The sequence below is a fragment of the Coprococcus sp. LG101-27 genome, from assembly GCF_027695515.1.
Taxonomy (GTDB): domain Bacteria; phylum Bacillota; class Clostridia; order Lachnospirales; family Lachnospiraceae; genus Allocoprococcus; species Allocoprococcus comes.
Genome location: NZ_JAQEUJ010000005.1, coordinates 25,872 through 42,251, shown reverse-complemented (window position 1 = coordinate 42,251; position 16,380 = coordinate 25,872). Strand labels below are relative to the sequence as shown.

Annotated in this window: 12 protein-coding genes and 1 pseudogene; 1 reads left to right on the top strand and 12 read right to left on the bottom strand. The window is 40.1% G+C overall.

The window, feature by feature from the left end; genetic code table 11:
- Window positions 1-3 precede the first annotated feature (3 nt).
- From tnpA to PG766_RS05825, 3 genes and pseudogenes are all read right to left on the bottom strand, one after another.
- A pseudogene (tnpA, locus tag PG766_RS05835) lies at window positions 4-482 on the bottom strand (IS200/IS605 family transposase).
- A gap of 430 nt (window positions 483-912) precedes the next feature.
- Entirely contained in the window at window positions 913-1,698 is a 786-nt protein-coding gene (locus tag PG766_RS05830) for a GTP pyrophosphokinase (protein ID WP_270590596.1), read from the bottom strand.
- The gene (locus PG766_RS05825; protein WP_270590595.1) at window positions 1,688-4,471 is read right to left on the bottom strand and encodes a translation factor GTPase family protein; all 2,784 of its coding nucleotides are present in this window, start codon (window positions 4,469-4,471) and stop codon (window positions 1,688-1,690) included. Before PG766_RS05825 ends, PG766_RS05830 begins: the two co-directional genes overlap by 11 nt.
- A gap of 167 nt (window positions 4,472-4,638) precedes the next feature.
- On the opposite strand from PG766_RS05825, the gene PG766_RS05820 reads away from it, so the two are divergent.
- Window positions 4,639-6,294 (top strand): DUF885 family protein, encoded by a 1,656-nt coding sequence (locus tag PG766_RS05820; RefSeq protein WP_270590593.1) that lies wholly within the window; start codon window positions 4,639-4,641, stop codon window positions 6,292-6,294.
- A gap of 365 nt (window positions 6,295-6,659) precedes the next feature.
- Here the strand turns inward: PG766_RS05820 and PG766_RS05815 are convergent, their stop codons facing one another.
- From PG766_RS05815 to PG766_RS05775, 9 genes are all read right to left on the bottom strand, one after another.
- The gene (locus PG766_RS05815; RefSeq protein ID WP_270590592.1) at window positions 6,660-7,277 is read right to left on the bottom strand and encodes a DUF4317 family protein; all 618 of its coding nucleotides are present in this window, start codon (window positions 7,275-7,277) and stop codon (window positions 6,660-6,662) included.
- Window positions 7,278-7,373: 96 nt separating this feature from the next.
- A complete protein-coding gene (locus PG766_RS05810) occupies window positions 7,374-8,390 on the bottom strand; it encodes a M20/M25/M40 family metallo-hydrolase (protein WP_270590591.1) in 1,017 nt (338 codons plus the stop codon).
- A gap of 21 nt (window positions 8,391-8,411) precedes the next feature.
- Complete coding sequence (locus tag PG766_RS05805; protein WP_270590590.1) at window positions 8,412-9,611, bottom strand: MalY/PatB family protein; 1,200 nt, start codon at window positions 9,609-9,611, stop codon at window positions 8,412-8,414.
- A gap of 3 nt (window positions 9,612-9,614) precedes the next feature.
- Complete coding sequence (locus PG766_RS05800) at window positions 9,615-10,460, bottom strand: carbohydrate ABC transporter permease (protein ID WP_055155463.1); 846 nt, start codon at window positions 10,458-10,460, stop codon at window positions 9,615-9,617.
- Window positions 10,461-11,375 (bottom strand): carbohydrate ABC transporter permease, encoded by a 915-nt coding sequence (locus tag PG766_RS05795; protein ID WP_055155464.1) that lies wholly within the window; start codon window positions 11,373-11,375, stop codon window positions 10,461-10,463.
- A gap of 109 nt (window positions 11,376-11,484) precedes the next feature.
- Entirely contained in the window at window positions 11,485-12,843 is a 1,359-nt protein-coding gene (locus tag PG766_RS05790; protein ID WP_055260325.1) for an ABC transporter substrate-binding protein, read from the bottom strand.
- A gap of 294 nt (window positions 12,844-13,137) precedes the next feature.
- A complete protein-coding gene (locus PG766_RS05785; RefSeq protein WP_055260326.1) occupies window positions 13,138-13,962 on the bottom strand; it encodes an AraC family transcriptional regulator in 825 nt (274 codons plus the stop codon).
- Between the two features lie 231 nt (window positions 13,963-14,193).
- Window positions 14,194-15,219, bottom strand: coding sequence for a DUF3878 family protein (locus PG766_RS05780; protein WP_118198651.1), 1,026 nt, complete (start codon window positions 15,217-15,219; stop codon window positions 14,194-14,196).
- Entirely contained in the window at window positions 15,220-16,248 is a 1,029-nt protein-coding gene (locus PG766_RS05775; protein WP_270590589.1) for a transglutaminase domain-containing protein, read from the bottom strand. It abuts the gene before it with no gap.
- Window positions 16,249-16,380 lie beyond the last annotated feature (132 nt).

The following is a 16,380-nucleotide window of genomic DNA, read 5'->3' as shown; positions in this document are numbered from 1 at the left end:
GCCCTATAAGGGCTTTTTCCCGGCGCTGGAGTCTAAAGACTCATCGAAATGGTTCGTCAGCCGCAACGTCATCTGGTCATATTCATAATCTTCTTTTAATTGATTTTGAATATATTCCTGTATTTTCTTCGCATTTTTTCCTACTGTATCTACATAATATCCTCGGCACCAGAAATGTCTGTTCTCAAATTTATATTTCAAATTTGCATGTCTTTCGAAGATTATTAACGTACTCTTCCCCTTTAAATACCCTACAAAACTTGATACACTTATACTTGATGGTAATTCTACTAACATATGTACATGATCTGGACACATCTCTGCTTCTACTATCCTGACCCTTTTTCTTTTGCATAACATGCTTAAAATACCTGCTATGTCTCTTTTTAATTGTCCATATATTATTTTTCTTCTAAATTTCGGTGCAAAACTATGTGATATTTACAATTCCATTTCGTATGTGATAAACTATTTATATCCATTTGGATACCTCCTTGTACTTTCATGTGGTTGGCGAACCATCATTATTGTATCACAGGAGGTTTTTCTGTAAGCTAAAGCAATGCTGACTCACCTTGCAGGTGGTTTTTTGGTTTTCAAAGTTCCGTTTTTCGGATCAACGAAAAACTCCACAATGAAAACAGGCCCTTGGCATAACAAAAAAAGCATAACCGCAATTTTCTGCAGCTATGCCTCTTGGCATTTGACCTTTCTGTTCTTATATACTTTAAAATGCAATTTCCCAATATATAAAACAAACGGAACATAACTTTTTGTTATGCCCCGTCGCGTTTAATAGGATGTAATTATAATTAGACAATTTTTATTTGTCAAACAAATTTTACAATACTTTATTTCCTTTTGTTTTAAACGTCTTTTGCTTTTTATTTTTAATTTTTTACAAGAGATCCTTTATTTTTTATCCGGTTCTTCTTCTCTGAGTTCTTTCATCTTTCTGAAATACGAACTCATCTCATCTGCCACTCCCGAAAGCCTGTTCAGCAGTCCGGAAAACTCCGTCAGCATCTCATCATCCTTGTAATACGGATACACAATATCATGGTCAATCTCGCTCCATCCTTCTTCAAAAAGCGTTCTGCCCTGGATTTCCAGATAGTATCCGTGATACTTGATGATATAATGCAGTGAACGGTAATACCCGCCTGTCCGCACTTCAATCTGCGTACTGTCATAAATCCTCGTATCCCCGGAACGCTTGTATACTTTTGGACGTTCTGCGATATAGCAGTGCTCCGGATCCTCATCAAAATCCCGCAGCCTGTCCTCTATATAATTGTTCGGATCATTTTCAAACATCGAAGTGATGAACTTATGAAAATGGATCCAGTCCTCCCGGTAAAGGAAGAAAACCCTGATACCAATCAAATCTGTGATGTATTTGTGGTAATTCGATTTGTTGATATGTTCAAATTTTGCATAATTTTCTTTCCGCTTCCGGATGATCTTTTCCAGAAGGTGCATTGGATTCTTGGTTCTGTAACGATAGGAATGGATCCCTGCCCGCTCAATATCATAAATATATTCATCTACAAATTCTTTTCCCAGATGACGGAACAATTTCGTTTTTGACATATAATCTTCATAGATCTCTGTCAGCTCCTCCCAGGAAATCCGGGCAGCCGTAAGGTCATCCTCTGTCAGATTACAGGTTTTCAGAAATTCCTCTTTATTGATCATTTGCTCTCTCACCCAATTCTTTCCGGCCCATGCGGACCTCTTCCATATGACCGGCAAGCTCCCTGTCCATATGATCGAACAGATAATTTTTCGCACTCTCTTTGTGAAGTTCCCATTCTTCCTGAATCTGCCGGTTCACGATCTTCACCTCTTCCAGGAACTCCCGGGAAGATATGATCGTACCTCCCTGCCCTTGTGTGATCACCTGCTCCACACCGTCTGATGTAACTACCGTCACATGATACTTTCTTCCGACTTCATGTACTACCTTTTCAATGTACATATCCGCCGTCTCAGCTTCTTTTGTATACACAACATGAATGTTATGGTATTTGAAGATTTCCATTGCTTCGCCTTCAACCTTGTAGGCATCAAATACCAGGATCAAAGGATAGTTCTTGAACCCCTGATAATTGCAAAGCACATCCATCAGTTTATTTCTTGCTGCTTCAATATTCTCTTTTGCCAGTTCTTTCAGATCATCCCATGCGAAAATAACATTATAACCATCTACCAGCAAATATTCCTGTACGCCTTCTTCATCTTTCTTTGCTTTTGGCGTTTTCCCTGCAGTCACAGTCTTTGGAAGACGATCGGCTTTTCTCTCTACCCGTCCGTAAGTCCGGATAAAAATCTCTTCCAGTTCCCTGTCTTCTCTGGCATTACGCGCATAATGCCTGCCGCCTCTGGCTGCTGCTTCTGCTGATCCACTTTTCTCCTTGCGTAAATTTACCGGTACAGTCTCATCCAGACTTTTTTCTGTCTCTCCTGCCAGCCTTTTCCGCTCTTCCAGGATCTTCGGAAGCTGTGCCTCAATATGCATATGTTCCACCACTTCCTGCCACGGTACATTATATCCTGCTCCATGAGCACAGAATACAGAACCCGTCGGATTCTCCACATCCCGCTCCGGATCGTAACCAATCACCTCTACAACCTCGTCCTGGTTATGGCATGGAAAATATCCCTTCAACGTACAGAACAGTTTCCCTCTTCCTCTGCTGTATGTGGTTACTTCTCTCTGATAATCCTGCATTTCAGACACCGGTGCACTTCCGGTGACCACAGCCATATCATCTTCCGTCTCCGGTCCGTCAAATTCTCCATTCATCCGCTGAATATCCGTAAGTGCACGGCCTGTCAGCTCTGACGGAATTTCCAGACGAAACGCATAATACGGTTCAAGCAGTACATTCTCTGCCTGCATCAGTCCCTGGCGGATCGCACGATACACCGCCTGGCGGAAGTCTCCGCCCTCTGTATGCTTCAGATGTGCACGTCCACTGGCAAGTGTGATCTTCACATCAGTAAGCACCGATCCCGTCAGAACGCCCCGGTGCTCTCTTTCCAGCACATGTGTCAGGATCAGTCGCTGCCAGTTCTTGTCCAGCACATCCTCACTGCAGATCGTATCGATCGTGATTCCACTTCCCGGCTCTCCCGGTTCCAGTATCAGATGCACTTCTGCATAATGACGCAGCGGCTCAAAATGCCCTACTCCTTCAACTGTATTTTTAATCGTTTCTTTGTAAACAATATTCCCACTTCCAAAAGAAATATCCACATCAAACCGTTCTTTTACAAGACTTTGCAGAATCTCCGTCTGCACTTCGCCCATCAGCTGGACCTGAATCTCTCCTGCCTCTTCATTCCAGACTACACGGAGCATCGGATCTTCTTCCTCCAGTTGTCTAAAATTCTGCAGCATCCGGTGGACATCACAGCCTTCCGGCAGCTCCACCCGGTAATTCAGAACCGGCTCCAGTATCGGTGCCGAAGAACTTTGCTGCATCCCAAGCCCCTGTCCCGGATAAGTCCGGGTAAGTCCTGTCACAGCACAGATACAGCCTTTTTCTGCTTCCTGCACCATCTCGTACTTGTCCCCGGAATAAATCCGGATCTGGTTGACTTTCTCCTGCAAAGGTTCTTCCTCTGCCATATATTCCAGGATCTCTTTGACCTTCAGTACTCCGTTTGTGATCTTCATATGTGTCAGGCGGCTGCCCTGTGAATCTCTGGATATCTTATATACCTTCGCTCCAAAAGCTTCTTCAGCATGCGTCCCGCTTACCGGTCCGTCCATGTATTTTTCCAGTCCGTCCAGTAATTCCTGCACACCTTCCAGCTTCAGTGCAGAACCGAAATAGCATGGAAATACCTTTCGTTCCCGGATCAGCGTCTGAATCTGACCTGTCGTGATCTCTCCATTTTCCAGATAGCTTTCCATTACCGTCTCATCACACATAGACAGCTCTTCCAGAAATTCTTCACCCGCTTCTGTAAAGTCCACACACTCTCCGCTGAGCTTCCGCTTTAATTCAGCAAGTCTGTCCTGTCTGTCCGTACCGTCCTGATCCATCTTATTTATGAAAATAAAGGTCGGGACCTGATACCTTGCAAGAAGATTCCACAGGGTTCGTGTATGTCCCTGCACACCGTCCGCTCCGCTGACAACCAGGATTGCATAATCAAGAACCTGCAGGGTACGCTCCATTTCTGCTGAAAAGTCCACATGCCCCGGTGTATCAAGAAGAGTCACCTGCTTGTCTCCAAGCGCAAAATTCGCCTGCTTGGAAAAAATGGTAATCCCCCGGCTTCTCTCCAGCGTATACATGTCCAGAAACGCATCTCCGTGGTCAACTCTTCCAAGCTTCCTGATCTGACCGGTAAGATAAAGGATTCCTTCCGAAAGCGTCGTCTTTCCGGCATCCACATGCGCCAGGATCCCGACAGATATATATTGTTTTGGCTTATTTTCAGATGTTGCTGCCATCGAAAAAATGCCCCTTTCTGCTCATAATAATCTCTTGATTATCATATCACAGAAAGGGGCATAAGTCGACACGCGAATCTTTTTATCTGTCCTGCTTTTCATTTGACATTTTCTGCGGTAAGATACAATCAGAATAAATTTCTAAAAAAGGAGAGCGCTATTTACTTATGAAAAATACTGACTTAACCAATACTTACCGCGAACTTGACAGAGAACTTGCCATTTTGCATGACCAACTCGAAAGCCACCGTTCTTTTGAAAATATCCTTTTTCTCCCGACTCCCGAAAAGATCAGATCGGTCCGCGAAAAATGGAATGATTTAAAAACACAGGTTGAAAACCTGGATGCACCGGACAATGTCTATCGTCTGGTGAAGCATCATCTGAAAGACTTCCTGGATTCTCTCAAATTTACTATCGAAGAAAAAGAACACAGTCCGGAAGCACCTCTCCTGGATTTTGTCTATTATCTTCAGGAAATCGCTCGCTGTGACCGGCGTTCTAATGAAGTACGTCTCGATGTCCTGACCAGAAAATTACAGGCATTTCATGAAAATCAGGATTTGATCCTTAATCTGATCCACACGCAATACGGAGAAAATGAAGTTTCCCTTTCTTCTGCCTTTGCCCGCGCAAGGCTGGATATGCAGCGCGACCTGAAACTGTTAAATGAATATTTCCCGGATTTCACAGAAGAACAGATTGCGTCTTTATCACAGTCCTTCCGGATTTTTATCGATCAGCTTCAGGAAATGGCAGATTTACTCGGTTCAGACTGCCAGTCTGACTCTGAAGAATTGTTAAAGGATGATCTCTCAAAGACCATCAAGATGGATCCGGAAGCTTACCGCAGCCTTCTGAAAAACCGTCTTGGTGTATCTCTCGACGAACTGCTTGCATGGCATAAAGAAGAAATTGAAAAGACCCGTGCTGAAGTATTCGAAATCGCCTCCAAATTAGAGCTTCCGGAAGGAACTCCGAAGACAATGAAAGAAGTCAGTGATGTGCTTTTCCGCTATGCTGGTCCTTGTGACAGTGCCAAGGAAATGTATACACGTGCCAGAAATTATCTGAAACGTACCCGTGCTGTCGCTCATGAATATGTACGTCTTCCGGAAGATGAAACCTGTCTGTGCGTTCCTCTTCCGCCTTGCTATAAGGATTCTTACCCTTGGGGCGGTTATGAGGGTGGCGATTTCCGTGTCAAACCGCTCCGCGGCCAGATGTTCCTGAATCAGTATAATTATCAGAACATTACCGATGGCTGGATCAAGATGAATACCATGCACGAAACTTATCCGGGACACCATGTCCAGTTTATCCGTGCAGCGATCGATCCAACACCGGAAACTGTAAAAATAGGAGCAAAAAGTGTACCTCTGGAAGAGGGAACCTGTATTCGGACTGAACGCGCATTTACCTTTATCTTTGCGGAAGACCCGTTCTTCCCTCTGTTCGTTGCATTCCGCCGTCATCATGCCTCTGTCCGTATCCTGGTTGATCTGCAGCTGTATTATTTTGGAGTGACACTGGAAGATGCTGTAAAAATCTACGAAGAAGAGCTTGGCTTTGACCGCGTAACTGCCCGCGCCCAGGTACAGGCACACCAGAATGCGCCGGGATATTTCACCTGCTATTATTATGGAATGAAGAAAATCTGCGACTGGGAAAAAGAGTATGGATATACGAAATGGGATTATACGGAACTGCTGTTCTCAGCCGGGCGGATCAGTATGGAAAGCCTGGAGATGCTGGTTAAGATGACCAAAGAAGAGCAGGGACGTTTCTTTACGGAGTTCCGGAGCTTGCTGATGGATGAATAAGGTAGGTTTTAAGGTGTTGGAGGGGGACGAAAAAACGGATAAATAAATGAATCGGGTATGCTTCCCACGCACTGAGCATTCCGATGAGCCTCTGAAAGCGTATATTGTGTCAGCAATGGCTTCCACAATATACTGAGTCTCATCTCCATAGTGCTCAAGGGAATCTGACCCGATTCATTTATTTATCCGTTTTTTCTGGTACTCCTGCAACTTGAAAATTTTCCCTTGTGGAGCATCAGTTCGCTGCGCATGGCTGATGGTGATTTGTTTGTCTAGGGTTTTAACCATATTCATAAATTTGAGTATAATGATTTGTTTTAGTTTTTAAAAATTTGTATCTTTAAAATATTTCCAACAACACATTATTATAAAGATATAAGTCTACCAAGTTCTTCACGTTTCTTTTCAGTTATGCCATAGATATTTATATGGTTCAGGTCACCGCTGCGGTCTGTAAAGGCGGGGAAGAGGAAGCCGGATGTTGGGGATCCGGGTTCGTATTCGCCGACAAGGGGACAGATAGCGCAGATGAGGTAAGGGAACATCTCTTCGGATTCTCCGAGGCGTTCTTTGTCGGTGGCTTTGGCTGGGATATCGTAGTTATCATGGAAAACATAGATCGCGTAAGGGGTGGTGATCCGGATGTTTTCCATGATGATATCATAAAGAGTATCCATCAGGGCATCGTTTTTGAGTTCACAGTCTCTGAGCGCCATCAAAAGCTGCCACATACTTCCGGTTTTCTGATTTTCCGGCTGGATCTCGTATTTTTTCAGTTTTGTGTTTGTCTCTGCAAATGGAATCGTTTTGGCGATTGCGAGATTTTTTGTTTTTTCTGACGGAGAGAGTTTGAGGAAGTTGATGTTAAAGCTTCCGTCAAAATCTCCGTCTGCATCTACATAACAGCCTGCTATTCTTGTGAATGATGTTCTTGCAGGCGTCATCCGCCGCGTCAATTCCAGCATATCTTCTCGGTTGATCATTTGTCATTCTCCTTATGCAAAATTTACTTTTTCTTCAAATATACTACAAAAAGCCTTCTCTCTGCAAATCTACTCTGCAAAGCAAAGGCTTTCCTTCTACTTAAAACTGCATAAAAACTCTGCGATAAGTTCTATACATCCTTCTACATCCTTCATATCCGCAACCTCACCTGGATTATGCATATTCCGAAGTGGTATCCCTGTAAAAACCACTGGAACACCTTTATTAGAAAAATGAATTTGATCCGCATCTGTAAAACTTCTTGAACTTGCCGCTTCTCTCTGAATACCAATACCTGCTCTTTGAGCACATTCCACCATCTTTTCATTAAGCTGTTTAGTTGCTATTGGACTATTGCAAAGTGCTGGACCATTTCCCAGAACAATATCTCCTGAAACGGCTGCATTTGGGAATCTACTATAGTCTGTACAATTTGTAACATCAACAACTACTGCAAGTGCCGGATCAATCTGCGCACTACACCAAAATGCACCATTTTTCGTTGTTTCTTCCCCCACTGTGGCAGCAGCATAAACACCTGCGCTACAGCCTTTTTCTCTTGCACGTTTAAAAGCCTCCATGATAACAAATACCCCAATTCTGTCATCCATTGCTCTCGCTGTTATTCGATTATGTAACAACTTTCTGATTCCAGAATCCAGTACAACTGTGTCTCCTAAAGAGACATGCTGTAGCGCATCTTCCTTTGATACTGCGCCGATGTCTATCAATAAGTCTGCTACTTTTACCGTTTCCTTTTTCAATAATTCTCTGCTACATTCTACAACACCGTACACGATGCCTTTCTTTGTGCAGATTTGGACTTTCTGACCCGGATAATTATGTGTCATTATTCCACCGCGTTCAATTGCCTGAATTCTTCCTTCTTCTGTAATTCTTGTTACTACAAGACCAATCTCATCTGCATGTGCAGAAAGCATGATTCTGGCAGGACTTTCCGGATTTAATACACAAATCACATCTCCTATTTCATCGGTTCTTATTTCATCTGCGTATTGTTCCATATATTCCCTTAAAACACGCTGCCCGTTTTCTTCACTTCCAGATACGGAAATCTGATTTAATAAATTCTCCAAAAATTCTATATTCATTTTCTTCTCCATACCAAAACATTATCTTCCTTGCACAATTTCATCATAATGAGCTTTCACTCTGTGCAAAGCTTTCTCCAGATACTCTCTGGAAGTTGCAATATTCACACGAATAAATTCCTCGGTATGCTTTCCATACCGATCACCCATATATACTGATACTTTAGCTTTTTCAATGAAGAATTGCTCTAAAGCTTTTGGACTGATTCCTAATTTACTCGTTTTAATCCATGCCATGTACGTCCCTTCTGAAGGAATTACTTCAAATTCTGGCATATGTTTTTGCAAATACTTAGCAAGAAAATTATAATTTCCTTCCAGATAAATGTTTACCTGTTCCAGCCAGTCATCGCATTCTGTATAAGCCGCTTCCATAATGCCCGCAGCAAAAATATTCGGATTATGAAGCCCCCACCGGTCAATTGTTTCTTTTACTTTTTCGCGGATTCTTGTATCCGGAATAATCATATTCGATAAAATTACTCCCGGTACATTAAAGGTTTTTGTAATCGAATTGCATACGATCAATCGTTCTTTCAATTCTGTTCTTATCTTTAACGTAGAAACAAATTCTTTGCCTTTCTTTAAAAAATCTGCATGAATCTCATCAGCTACCAACATTAAATTATAATCCTTACAGATTGATGCAATTTCATCAAGCTCTCCTTTGTTCCATACACGCCCGGTTGGATTATGTGGATTGCACAGCAACATAAGACTTGTATGGATTCCTTTTTTCAGATTATCGTCCAATGCTTCTCTTAACTGTTTAAAATCCATTCGATATCTTTCATTTTCTAATACTAATGAGCTTTCAATCATCTTCCGATCATATTTTTCAATTGCATTTTGCAAGGCAGTGTATGCCGGTGTATGCAGTACGATTCCATCTCCAGGATTGGTAAATGTCTCTACCACCATATTCAGAGCCATATTAATCCGCGGTGAAAAAACAACCCATTCTGGATCTATTTTTTCATGATATCTGCGTAGCATCCACTGACATACCAAATCTTGATAATTGTCCGGTAAAATCGTATACCCAAATACACCTTTTTTTACAATTTTCTGCATCGCATTTAAAATAGGTTCCGGGGAACGATAATCCATATCTGCCACACCAAGATGCATGACATCACTTCCAAATAATGCATCCATTTCATCAAATTTTGCACTGTTTGTATGGCGTCTGTCAATGATTTCATCAAAATTATATTCCATATCCTATCCCTTTACTGCACCTGACATTGAACTTTCCAAAATTTTCTTTGAGCAGAACATAAACAAAAGCAATATCGGCACTACTGAAAGTGTAACGCCAAGATATACTACTCCATAATCTGTTTTGTATACTCCCTGCATCTGCTGTACCAGAATCGGTAATGTAAACTTTTCTTGTGAGAACAGCAATATAGATGGCTGTACATAAGAGTTCCAACAACCAACAAATGTAAAAATAGCCTGTGTAGCTACTCCCGGAATAATTACTGGGAAAATAATTTTATTAAATATTTTAAACTCATTGCAACCATCAATACGTGCACTTTCAAGCAATTCATTTGGAACATATGCATCAATATACTGGCGAATCCAATATACCATAACTGGTGTGGCAAAACTCGGCATTAAAATAGCAATGTAATTATCTAACAATCTCAAATTATTCATTTCCTGGAAGTAACCAATAATTCCGAGCTGTCCAGGAAGCATCATTGTTGCAAGGACGATCCAGAATAAAACTTTATTCCCTTTGAATTTGTATTTTGCAAAACCATAGGCGGTAAGTGCTCCAATATAAGTAGAAATTGCCGTATATATCACGGAGATAACAACACTGTTTGCAAGACCTCTCCAAATATTTACATTATCTTGAAGCCGATGATAATTATCGAGCAAATGTTTTCCTGGAATCATCTGAAAACTGGTTGCTAAAGCGGCATTATCATGAGTACATCCAATAATCATATTATAAAATGGTACTATACTGATAATGGCAAGAAAAATTAAAAATATGTACGTTAAGGTGCGATAAAGTTTACCATGACCTTCTTTTTTACTTTGCATACTCATTTAATACTGCTCCTTCTTTCCTGTTGTATATTTCATGAAAATAATTGAAAATACAATAATAATTACAAATAATCCATATGAAATTGCTGCACCATATCCATAATCTAAATTTGTAAATGCGATATTATACATATACATTACCATGGTTAATAATGAAGCTTTTGTTCCTCCCATTGCACCACCAAAAGTATACGGTAAATCGAAAATCTGAAGACCACCAATAATTGATGTAACAAATGCAAACGTCATGATTGGACGCATAAGCGGTAGTACGATCTTAAAAAATGTCTGTACTTTTGAAGCTCCATCCACTTCAGCGGCTTCAAAAAGTTCATATGGAATTCCTCGAATACCCGCTGTAAAAATAATGGTATAATATCCAAAATACTGCCAGAATAACACCAATGCAACAATGAGCTGTGACAGTAAAGGGCTTCCCTTCCAGTTAATCGGATCCTTAATAATATGTAATGTCATCAGAACCTGATTCACACTACCTGCTTTCCAATCGAATAACAAGCTAAAAAGTACACCAAGTGAAACAGCTGTTACAAGATTCGGAAAATAGAATACTGTTTTAAAGAAATTACTTCCACGTAATTTCTTCTGATTCAGTAAAAACGCAAGCACCAAACCAAATACCATCTGTGGAATCATTGCTAAAAGTGCAATAAAAATTGTGTTTCCGATAGATTTTATAAACATTTGATCCTGAAGTAACCTCTGATAATTCGCCAATCCTATAAACTGCTGTTCCCCAAATCCATCCCAGGACATAAAACTTAACTTAAATGTATATAAAATTGGATATAAGGTAAATGTTAAAAAAACGATAAAATATGGTGCAATAAAAAAATATCCTGCATTATCTTTATTTATTTTGTTTCTTTTCCGCTTTCCGCTTACTGCAGCCACTTTTTGTAGCCCTCCTTTTCTATTTAAAAAGCTGCTCCAGGGAAGGTACTCCTCCGAGTACTTCACTGAAGCAGCTCCCTTTATATGATATCCATACTCATTTTATGGACTAATCAATTTCGATTTCCGGATAAATATTCTTCATATCTTCTTTGAATCCTTGTACTGCCTCTTCCGGTGTAATCTGTCCTGTCGCAATAAGATCCATCTGTGCGCCTGCACTTGTCCAAGCCTGACGGTCATATTTTGTCATTGGATCACCTTTAACTTCTTTCGCTGTTTCATAGAAGTCTGCGAAATACTGCTGATCGCCAGTTACAATATCTGTATGTCCTTCTTCGATACATTTTTCGATTGCCGGAATATATCCCGGGAAATCTCCCCATGTATCAGCAAGTCCATTTACAAGATAATCTACATTAGATGTCATAGTTTTAATCCATGCCCATGCTGCATCTTTATTTTTAGAGTTTGAGTACATTCCATACCATGTACCACCATTCTGATAAGGAATTGGTGCCTGCATGTATCCCCATGTATTGGCTGCCTTGTCCATTTCATCATCCGGGATTCCTGGTTTAATACAGAAATTAAGTCCCCATGTTGGTAAGCATGTAAGAATAAACATATCTTTTGAGTACATTCCTGATGTCCATCCTGCTGACCACATATCTGCTTCTGCATCTACTTTGTTTGAAACAACTGTTTCCATCATTTTGTACATTTCAAGCATATAGTCGTCACTGATAATATGGTTGTTATCATCTACCCATGGCTGACCTTTGTAAGAAGCATACAGCTGTAATACCGATTCAACGTCATCTAATAATGCGATCTTTCCATCGGATTTTTCGTAAACCTGTTTTCCTACTTCTACGATTTTATCCCAGTCAGATAACATTGCAGCTAATTCATCCGGATCATCTGTTCCAAGATATTCTTTAGCAAGAGCTTTCTTATACCAGAATCCTCCTGGTGTTGACTGCCATGAAAGACCTCTGATATCACCTTCCTTATCTCTTGAAAGCTCATCTACATATGGAATCATATCTTTTGAAATATCTTCTGCACCATATTTTTCTTGGCTTAAATTCTCAAGCATATCTGTTTCTTTATATACACCAAGATCCGAAATCTCAAATGTTGCCACGTCTGGTGCATTTGTTCCTGTACGGAATGCATTCTGAAGTTTTGTTCTGTACTCTTTGGATGGCATAACTGTTACTTTTACCTTCACACCAGGAACAATTTTGTTGAACTCTTCAACATAAAAGTTCATCTCTTCCTGACTCAGATTTGTCCAAACCTCGATTTCACCTTCCGTCTTTGTAACGTCTTCTGTAATCTTCTGATCATCCGATTTCTTGGAACTATCAGATGTTTTCTGCCCACTGTTGCCCCCACAACCTGTGAGCAAGGTTGCTGCGCCTAATGTCACAGCAAGAATTCTCGCTAATCTCTTTTTCATTTTCTTTCCTCCTACTCATATGGGTTTGTTTCTTGTTATTTTGAATTATAACAATCTTCATATCTTGTTTCTACCACTATCTTAACCTCACGATGTCACATTCTTGTCATTTTCTACTATTTTCTGGTTTTTTTGATATATTTTTAGTGCATTTTTTGATTTTTTGTATTGCTTTTATTTTTATAAAACCATCTAATTGTATATTTTTTTTGATTTACACAATCTTTTTTATGCACATTGCCGCATTTGACAATTCAACGGGTCTCACAAAAAAATTTTGTAAGGCCCGTTGCTCTATTGCTTCATTCTTTTTCTATATTCACTTGGAAGAATATCATTTTTCTTTTTAAATGCTTTTGCAAATGCTTTACTATTTGCAAAACCATTATTAATAGCAATATCACCAAGCATATGATTAGTATTCACAAGTTCAGCGCAAGCTCTCTCCAATCTAATACTCTGCAAGTATTCCCTATAACTAACTTTCGCATACTTTTGAAACATCTTCGACAAATAGGTCGGAGAATATCCAAATATTTTTGCCAGACTTTCAAGAGAGATATCTCCCTCATAATTTTCTTTAATATAATTTGTTATATCTGTCAGACGATTCAAATGCTTATAACTTTTTATTCTTTCATCACTTACATCTGTTATCCTATACACTGTTACCATTAAATATAACAAATGATAAAACTTTGTTTGAGTTAGGAATTCATACCCGCACTTCTTTGCTACATAGGCTCTGTACATCTCTTTCATTATACCCATCATATCTTTATCACAATAATTGGAATCATGTGAAAATGTAATGAAATTTTTCTCAATATAATACTCTTCAAAAACAACAAGTGGAATTTGAATAACTAATGTCAAATTTAAATCTGGTGCAAAAATAGAATGCACTTCATTTGAATTTACAATAACAAATTCACCTTCTTTCAAATAATATTCTTCATCATTTAAAAAGAATCTTACTGAACCTTTAAAAACAGCAAAAATCTCTATTGATGTATGCCAATGTTTATTTCTTACATAATTTCCGTTTTTCCCTTCAAATATAAACATTTTAAATGGTAATCCTTTATTAGGTATAATAATTTCATGATTAGCATCCATGCATTTTCCCACCTTCTAATAACATACTTTACACATTTTGCCTTTTCTATTCCTCAATATTCAAGAAAAATATGTCTTTTAAAAAACTAATTTTCCTAAAATTACTTTTCTATTTTATCTTTTATTCTAACACTTATCCTACTGATTTCAACCATCTATCCCTATTTGCCTCATCATCAAAAAATACTTTTTATTTTAAATTATTTTTCTATTTTATTTATTTACAAAAATTCAAAGAAACTCTTCGATTTCCACGATCCGATCTCCCCTTTTTTCTTTCCATATCATCAGATACACCTTAAAATCCACCAAATCTCTTGCAGCAGAAAACGGTTCCTCACGCACAAGCGTCACTTTCTGCCCGTTTATCTCCAGTTCTTCTTTTCTTTGCTCTGCTTTCTGTAAAACTTTTTCGTACTTCTGGTTAAATTTCTCTCCAAAATCTCTTCGTGGATAATTTTTTGCTTCTTTTGCAAGCTTTTTATCCAGCAGGTCAATCATATCTGCATGGCTTCTTCTGTGTAACAGCCTTGCAAGCCATCTGCTCATCACTTTTCCGTGATGCTTCCGGTAAAAACGAAGCCACCTTACCATGCTTCTGTCCCCTTTCTCCACAGCAAGCTCTTCCATTACATCCATTGCCTCTTCGGTCGGATTCCACGGATCTTCCATCGGGACAATATATTTTGCCGGAACTGCCGGATAACAGGTATAGTTCAACGGTGGAAAATGTACCAGTTTTGCAAGTTTCTGTTCTGTATCACTTGTTGCCTTTTCTCCAAGGTATTCACATTTATCGTTCAGAATCGCCAGACGATATTCCAGAATCCGCAGATACTCATACCCTTTCACCCAGAAATGTCCCACATCTCCGTAATTATAAAGGTTCACCTCCAACTGAAGTTCCCGGAAGAAAATGGTCACAACCGTTTCGCCCTGATATACGACAAGTACATATTCTCCATCCTCCTGGCTTAAAGTTGCGTCCAGCTCTCCTTCATAATCCTTCTGATAATGTCCGGTCATCCTCGCACCGATAAAAACCAGAAAGCTTTCCACTGCATCATTCATCAGATACACCAAGCGGATCTCATCCTGGTTTTTGGCATCTTTATCTGGAAACAGAACTTCAAACTGATCCTGACCGAGTAACTGGGCAAGTTTCTGGAAGGCCTCCGGAATTTCTTCATATGCATTTTCTGTATCCATGAACGCTTCCTCTGCTGACATATTTTCCTGTATTTCCAGTTCACTCATCTATTCCTTTTCTCCTTCATTTGCCTCTTCCATATCCACACAGGCAAGTCCTCTGTTCTCCACATAACTGACACGGATCACTGCCTGCGACCAGTTGAGGCTGATCCTGGCAGCCTTCTGCTTCTCTTCTCCGGCTTTCCGGAGCAGATCCAAAAGTTTCTCCAAAACTTCTCTTGTCAGATAGCCACCTCTCCACTGAAAGGTCAATGTCCTGCCCTTCTTAGCCGCCTGCAGCGACCGTTTATAGACATCTTCTTCTTTTGTAAAGGAAAGTTTCTTCTCCCGATAATAAAAATGATCCCCATTCGTACAGACCGGTGCCGGTGCGATCAGCGGTTCATGATCCCGGAAAATCTTCTTGTCGTCCAGATTGAAATAATCATAGCGGATCTCCTGTCCTGCCGCACTGTGTTTACCAAGCGTATTGTCAAAAGTTGCATCCAGATGATAATATGTACCACCAATTTTTATGATATTCCAAGTATGACGGTACTTGATCCCTTTTTCCGGATTGTTACCACAGACTGCGATCATGCACCAGATTCCAAGCGCATCACAGAGTACTTTCACAGATTTTGCAATCCCTTCACATACGCCAACTCCATGTCCAAGTGGACCGATAATCTCATGGGAATACGCCTTTTTCAGCTTATCATAAGTCACATTTTCACAAATAAAATCATGAATATATTTCTCCTTTTCCCATTCGGACAAATCCTTTGCCGCTCTTGCCAGTTTCTCTACCCGGGCAGTCATTGCCTTCTGGTGCTCCCGGATTTTATTTTTGTCAAACAGATACTCCGGTACAAAGATCAGATTCGGAGAGTCCTGGTAGTATTTATATTTGAAGCCTGTCATCCAGAAAATCTCCGGGTGATCCAGCCGGAGCCTGAAAAAGACATCATAAAGCTCCGCACTTTCTATGCGCGGTATCTGAAATTCATCCGCAAGCGCATTCGCTCCCTGCATGATTACATGGTATGCTGCCTGCTGCTGTTTCGTCATTTTGTGATAATAGAATGGTTCCATGAAAGTCCTCCTGCGCAATGTTTTGATTCTCCTATTATACATTTTTTCACGAAAACACGAAATGTTTTTCCTTGCTTTTTAACGAAAAACAGAAATGTTTTACGCTAGTTTTTAACGAAAATAGAAAATGTT

What these genes read in the sequence shown, in the direction of transcription:
- PG766_RS05830 (WP_270590596.1), bottom strand. Translation starts at nt 1,698, where the DNA reads ATGATCAATAAAGAGGAATTTCTGAAAACCTGTAATCTGACAGAGGAT.
- PG766_RS05825 (WP_270590595.1), bottom strand. Translation starts at nt 4,471, where the DNA reads ATGGCAGCAACATCTGAAAATAAGCCAAAACAATATATATCTGTCGGG.
- PG766_RS05820 (WP_270590593.1), top strand. Translation starts at nt 4,639, where the DNA reads ATGAAAAATACTGACTTAACCAATACTTACCGCGAACTTGACAGAGAA.
- PG766_RS05815 (WP_270590592.1), bottom strand. Translation starts at nt 7,277, where the DNA reads ATGATCAACCGAGAAGATATGCTGGAATTGACGCGGCGGATGACGCCT.
- PG766_RS05810 (WP_270590591.1), bottom strand. Translation starts at nt 8,390, where the DNA reads ATGAATATAGAATTTTTGGAGAATTTATTAAATCAGATTTCCGTATCT.
- PG766_RS05805 (WP_270590590.1), bottom strand. Translation starts at nt 9,611, where the DNA reads ATGGAATATAATTTTGATGAAATCATTGACAGACGCCATACAAACAGT.
- PG766_RS05800 (WP_055155463.1), bottom strand. Translation starts at nt 10,460, where the DNA reads ATGAGTATGCAAAGTAAAAAAGAAGGTCATGGTAAACTTTATCGCACC.
- PG766_RS05790 (WP_055260325.1), bottom strand. Translation starts at nt 12,843, where the DNA reads ATGAAAAAGAGATTAGCGAGAATTCTTGCTGTGACATTAGGCGCAGCA.
- PG766_RS05785 (WP_055260326.1), bottom strand. Translation starts at nt 13,962, where the DNA reads ATGGATGCTAATCATGAAATTATTATACCTAATAAAGGATTACCATTT.
- PG766_RS05780 (WP_118198651.1), bottom strand. Translation starts at nt 15,219, where the DNA reads ATGAGTGAACTGGAAATACAGGAAAATATGTCAGCAGAGGAAGCGTTC.
- PG766_RS05775 (WP_270590589.1), bottom strand. Translation starts at nt 16,248, where the DNA reads ATGGAACCATTCTATTATCACAAAATGACGAAACAGCAGCAGGCAGCA.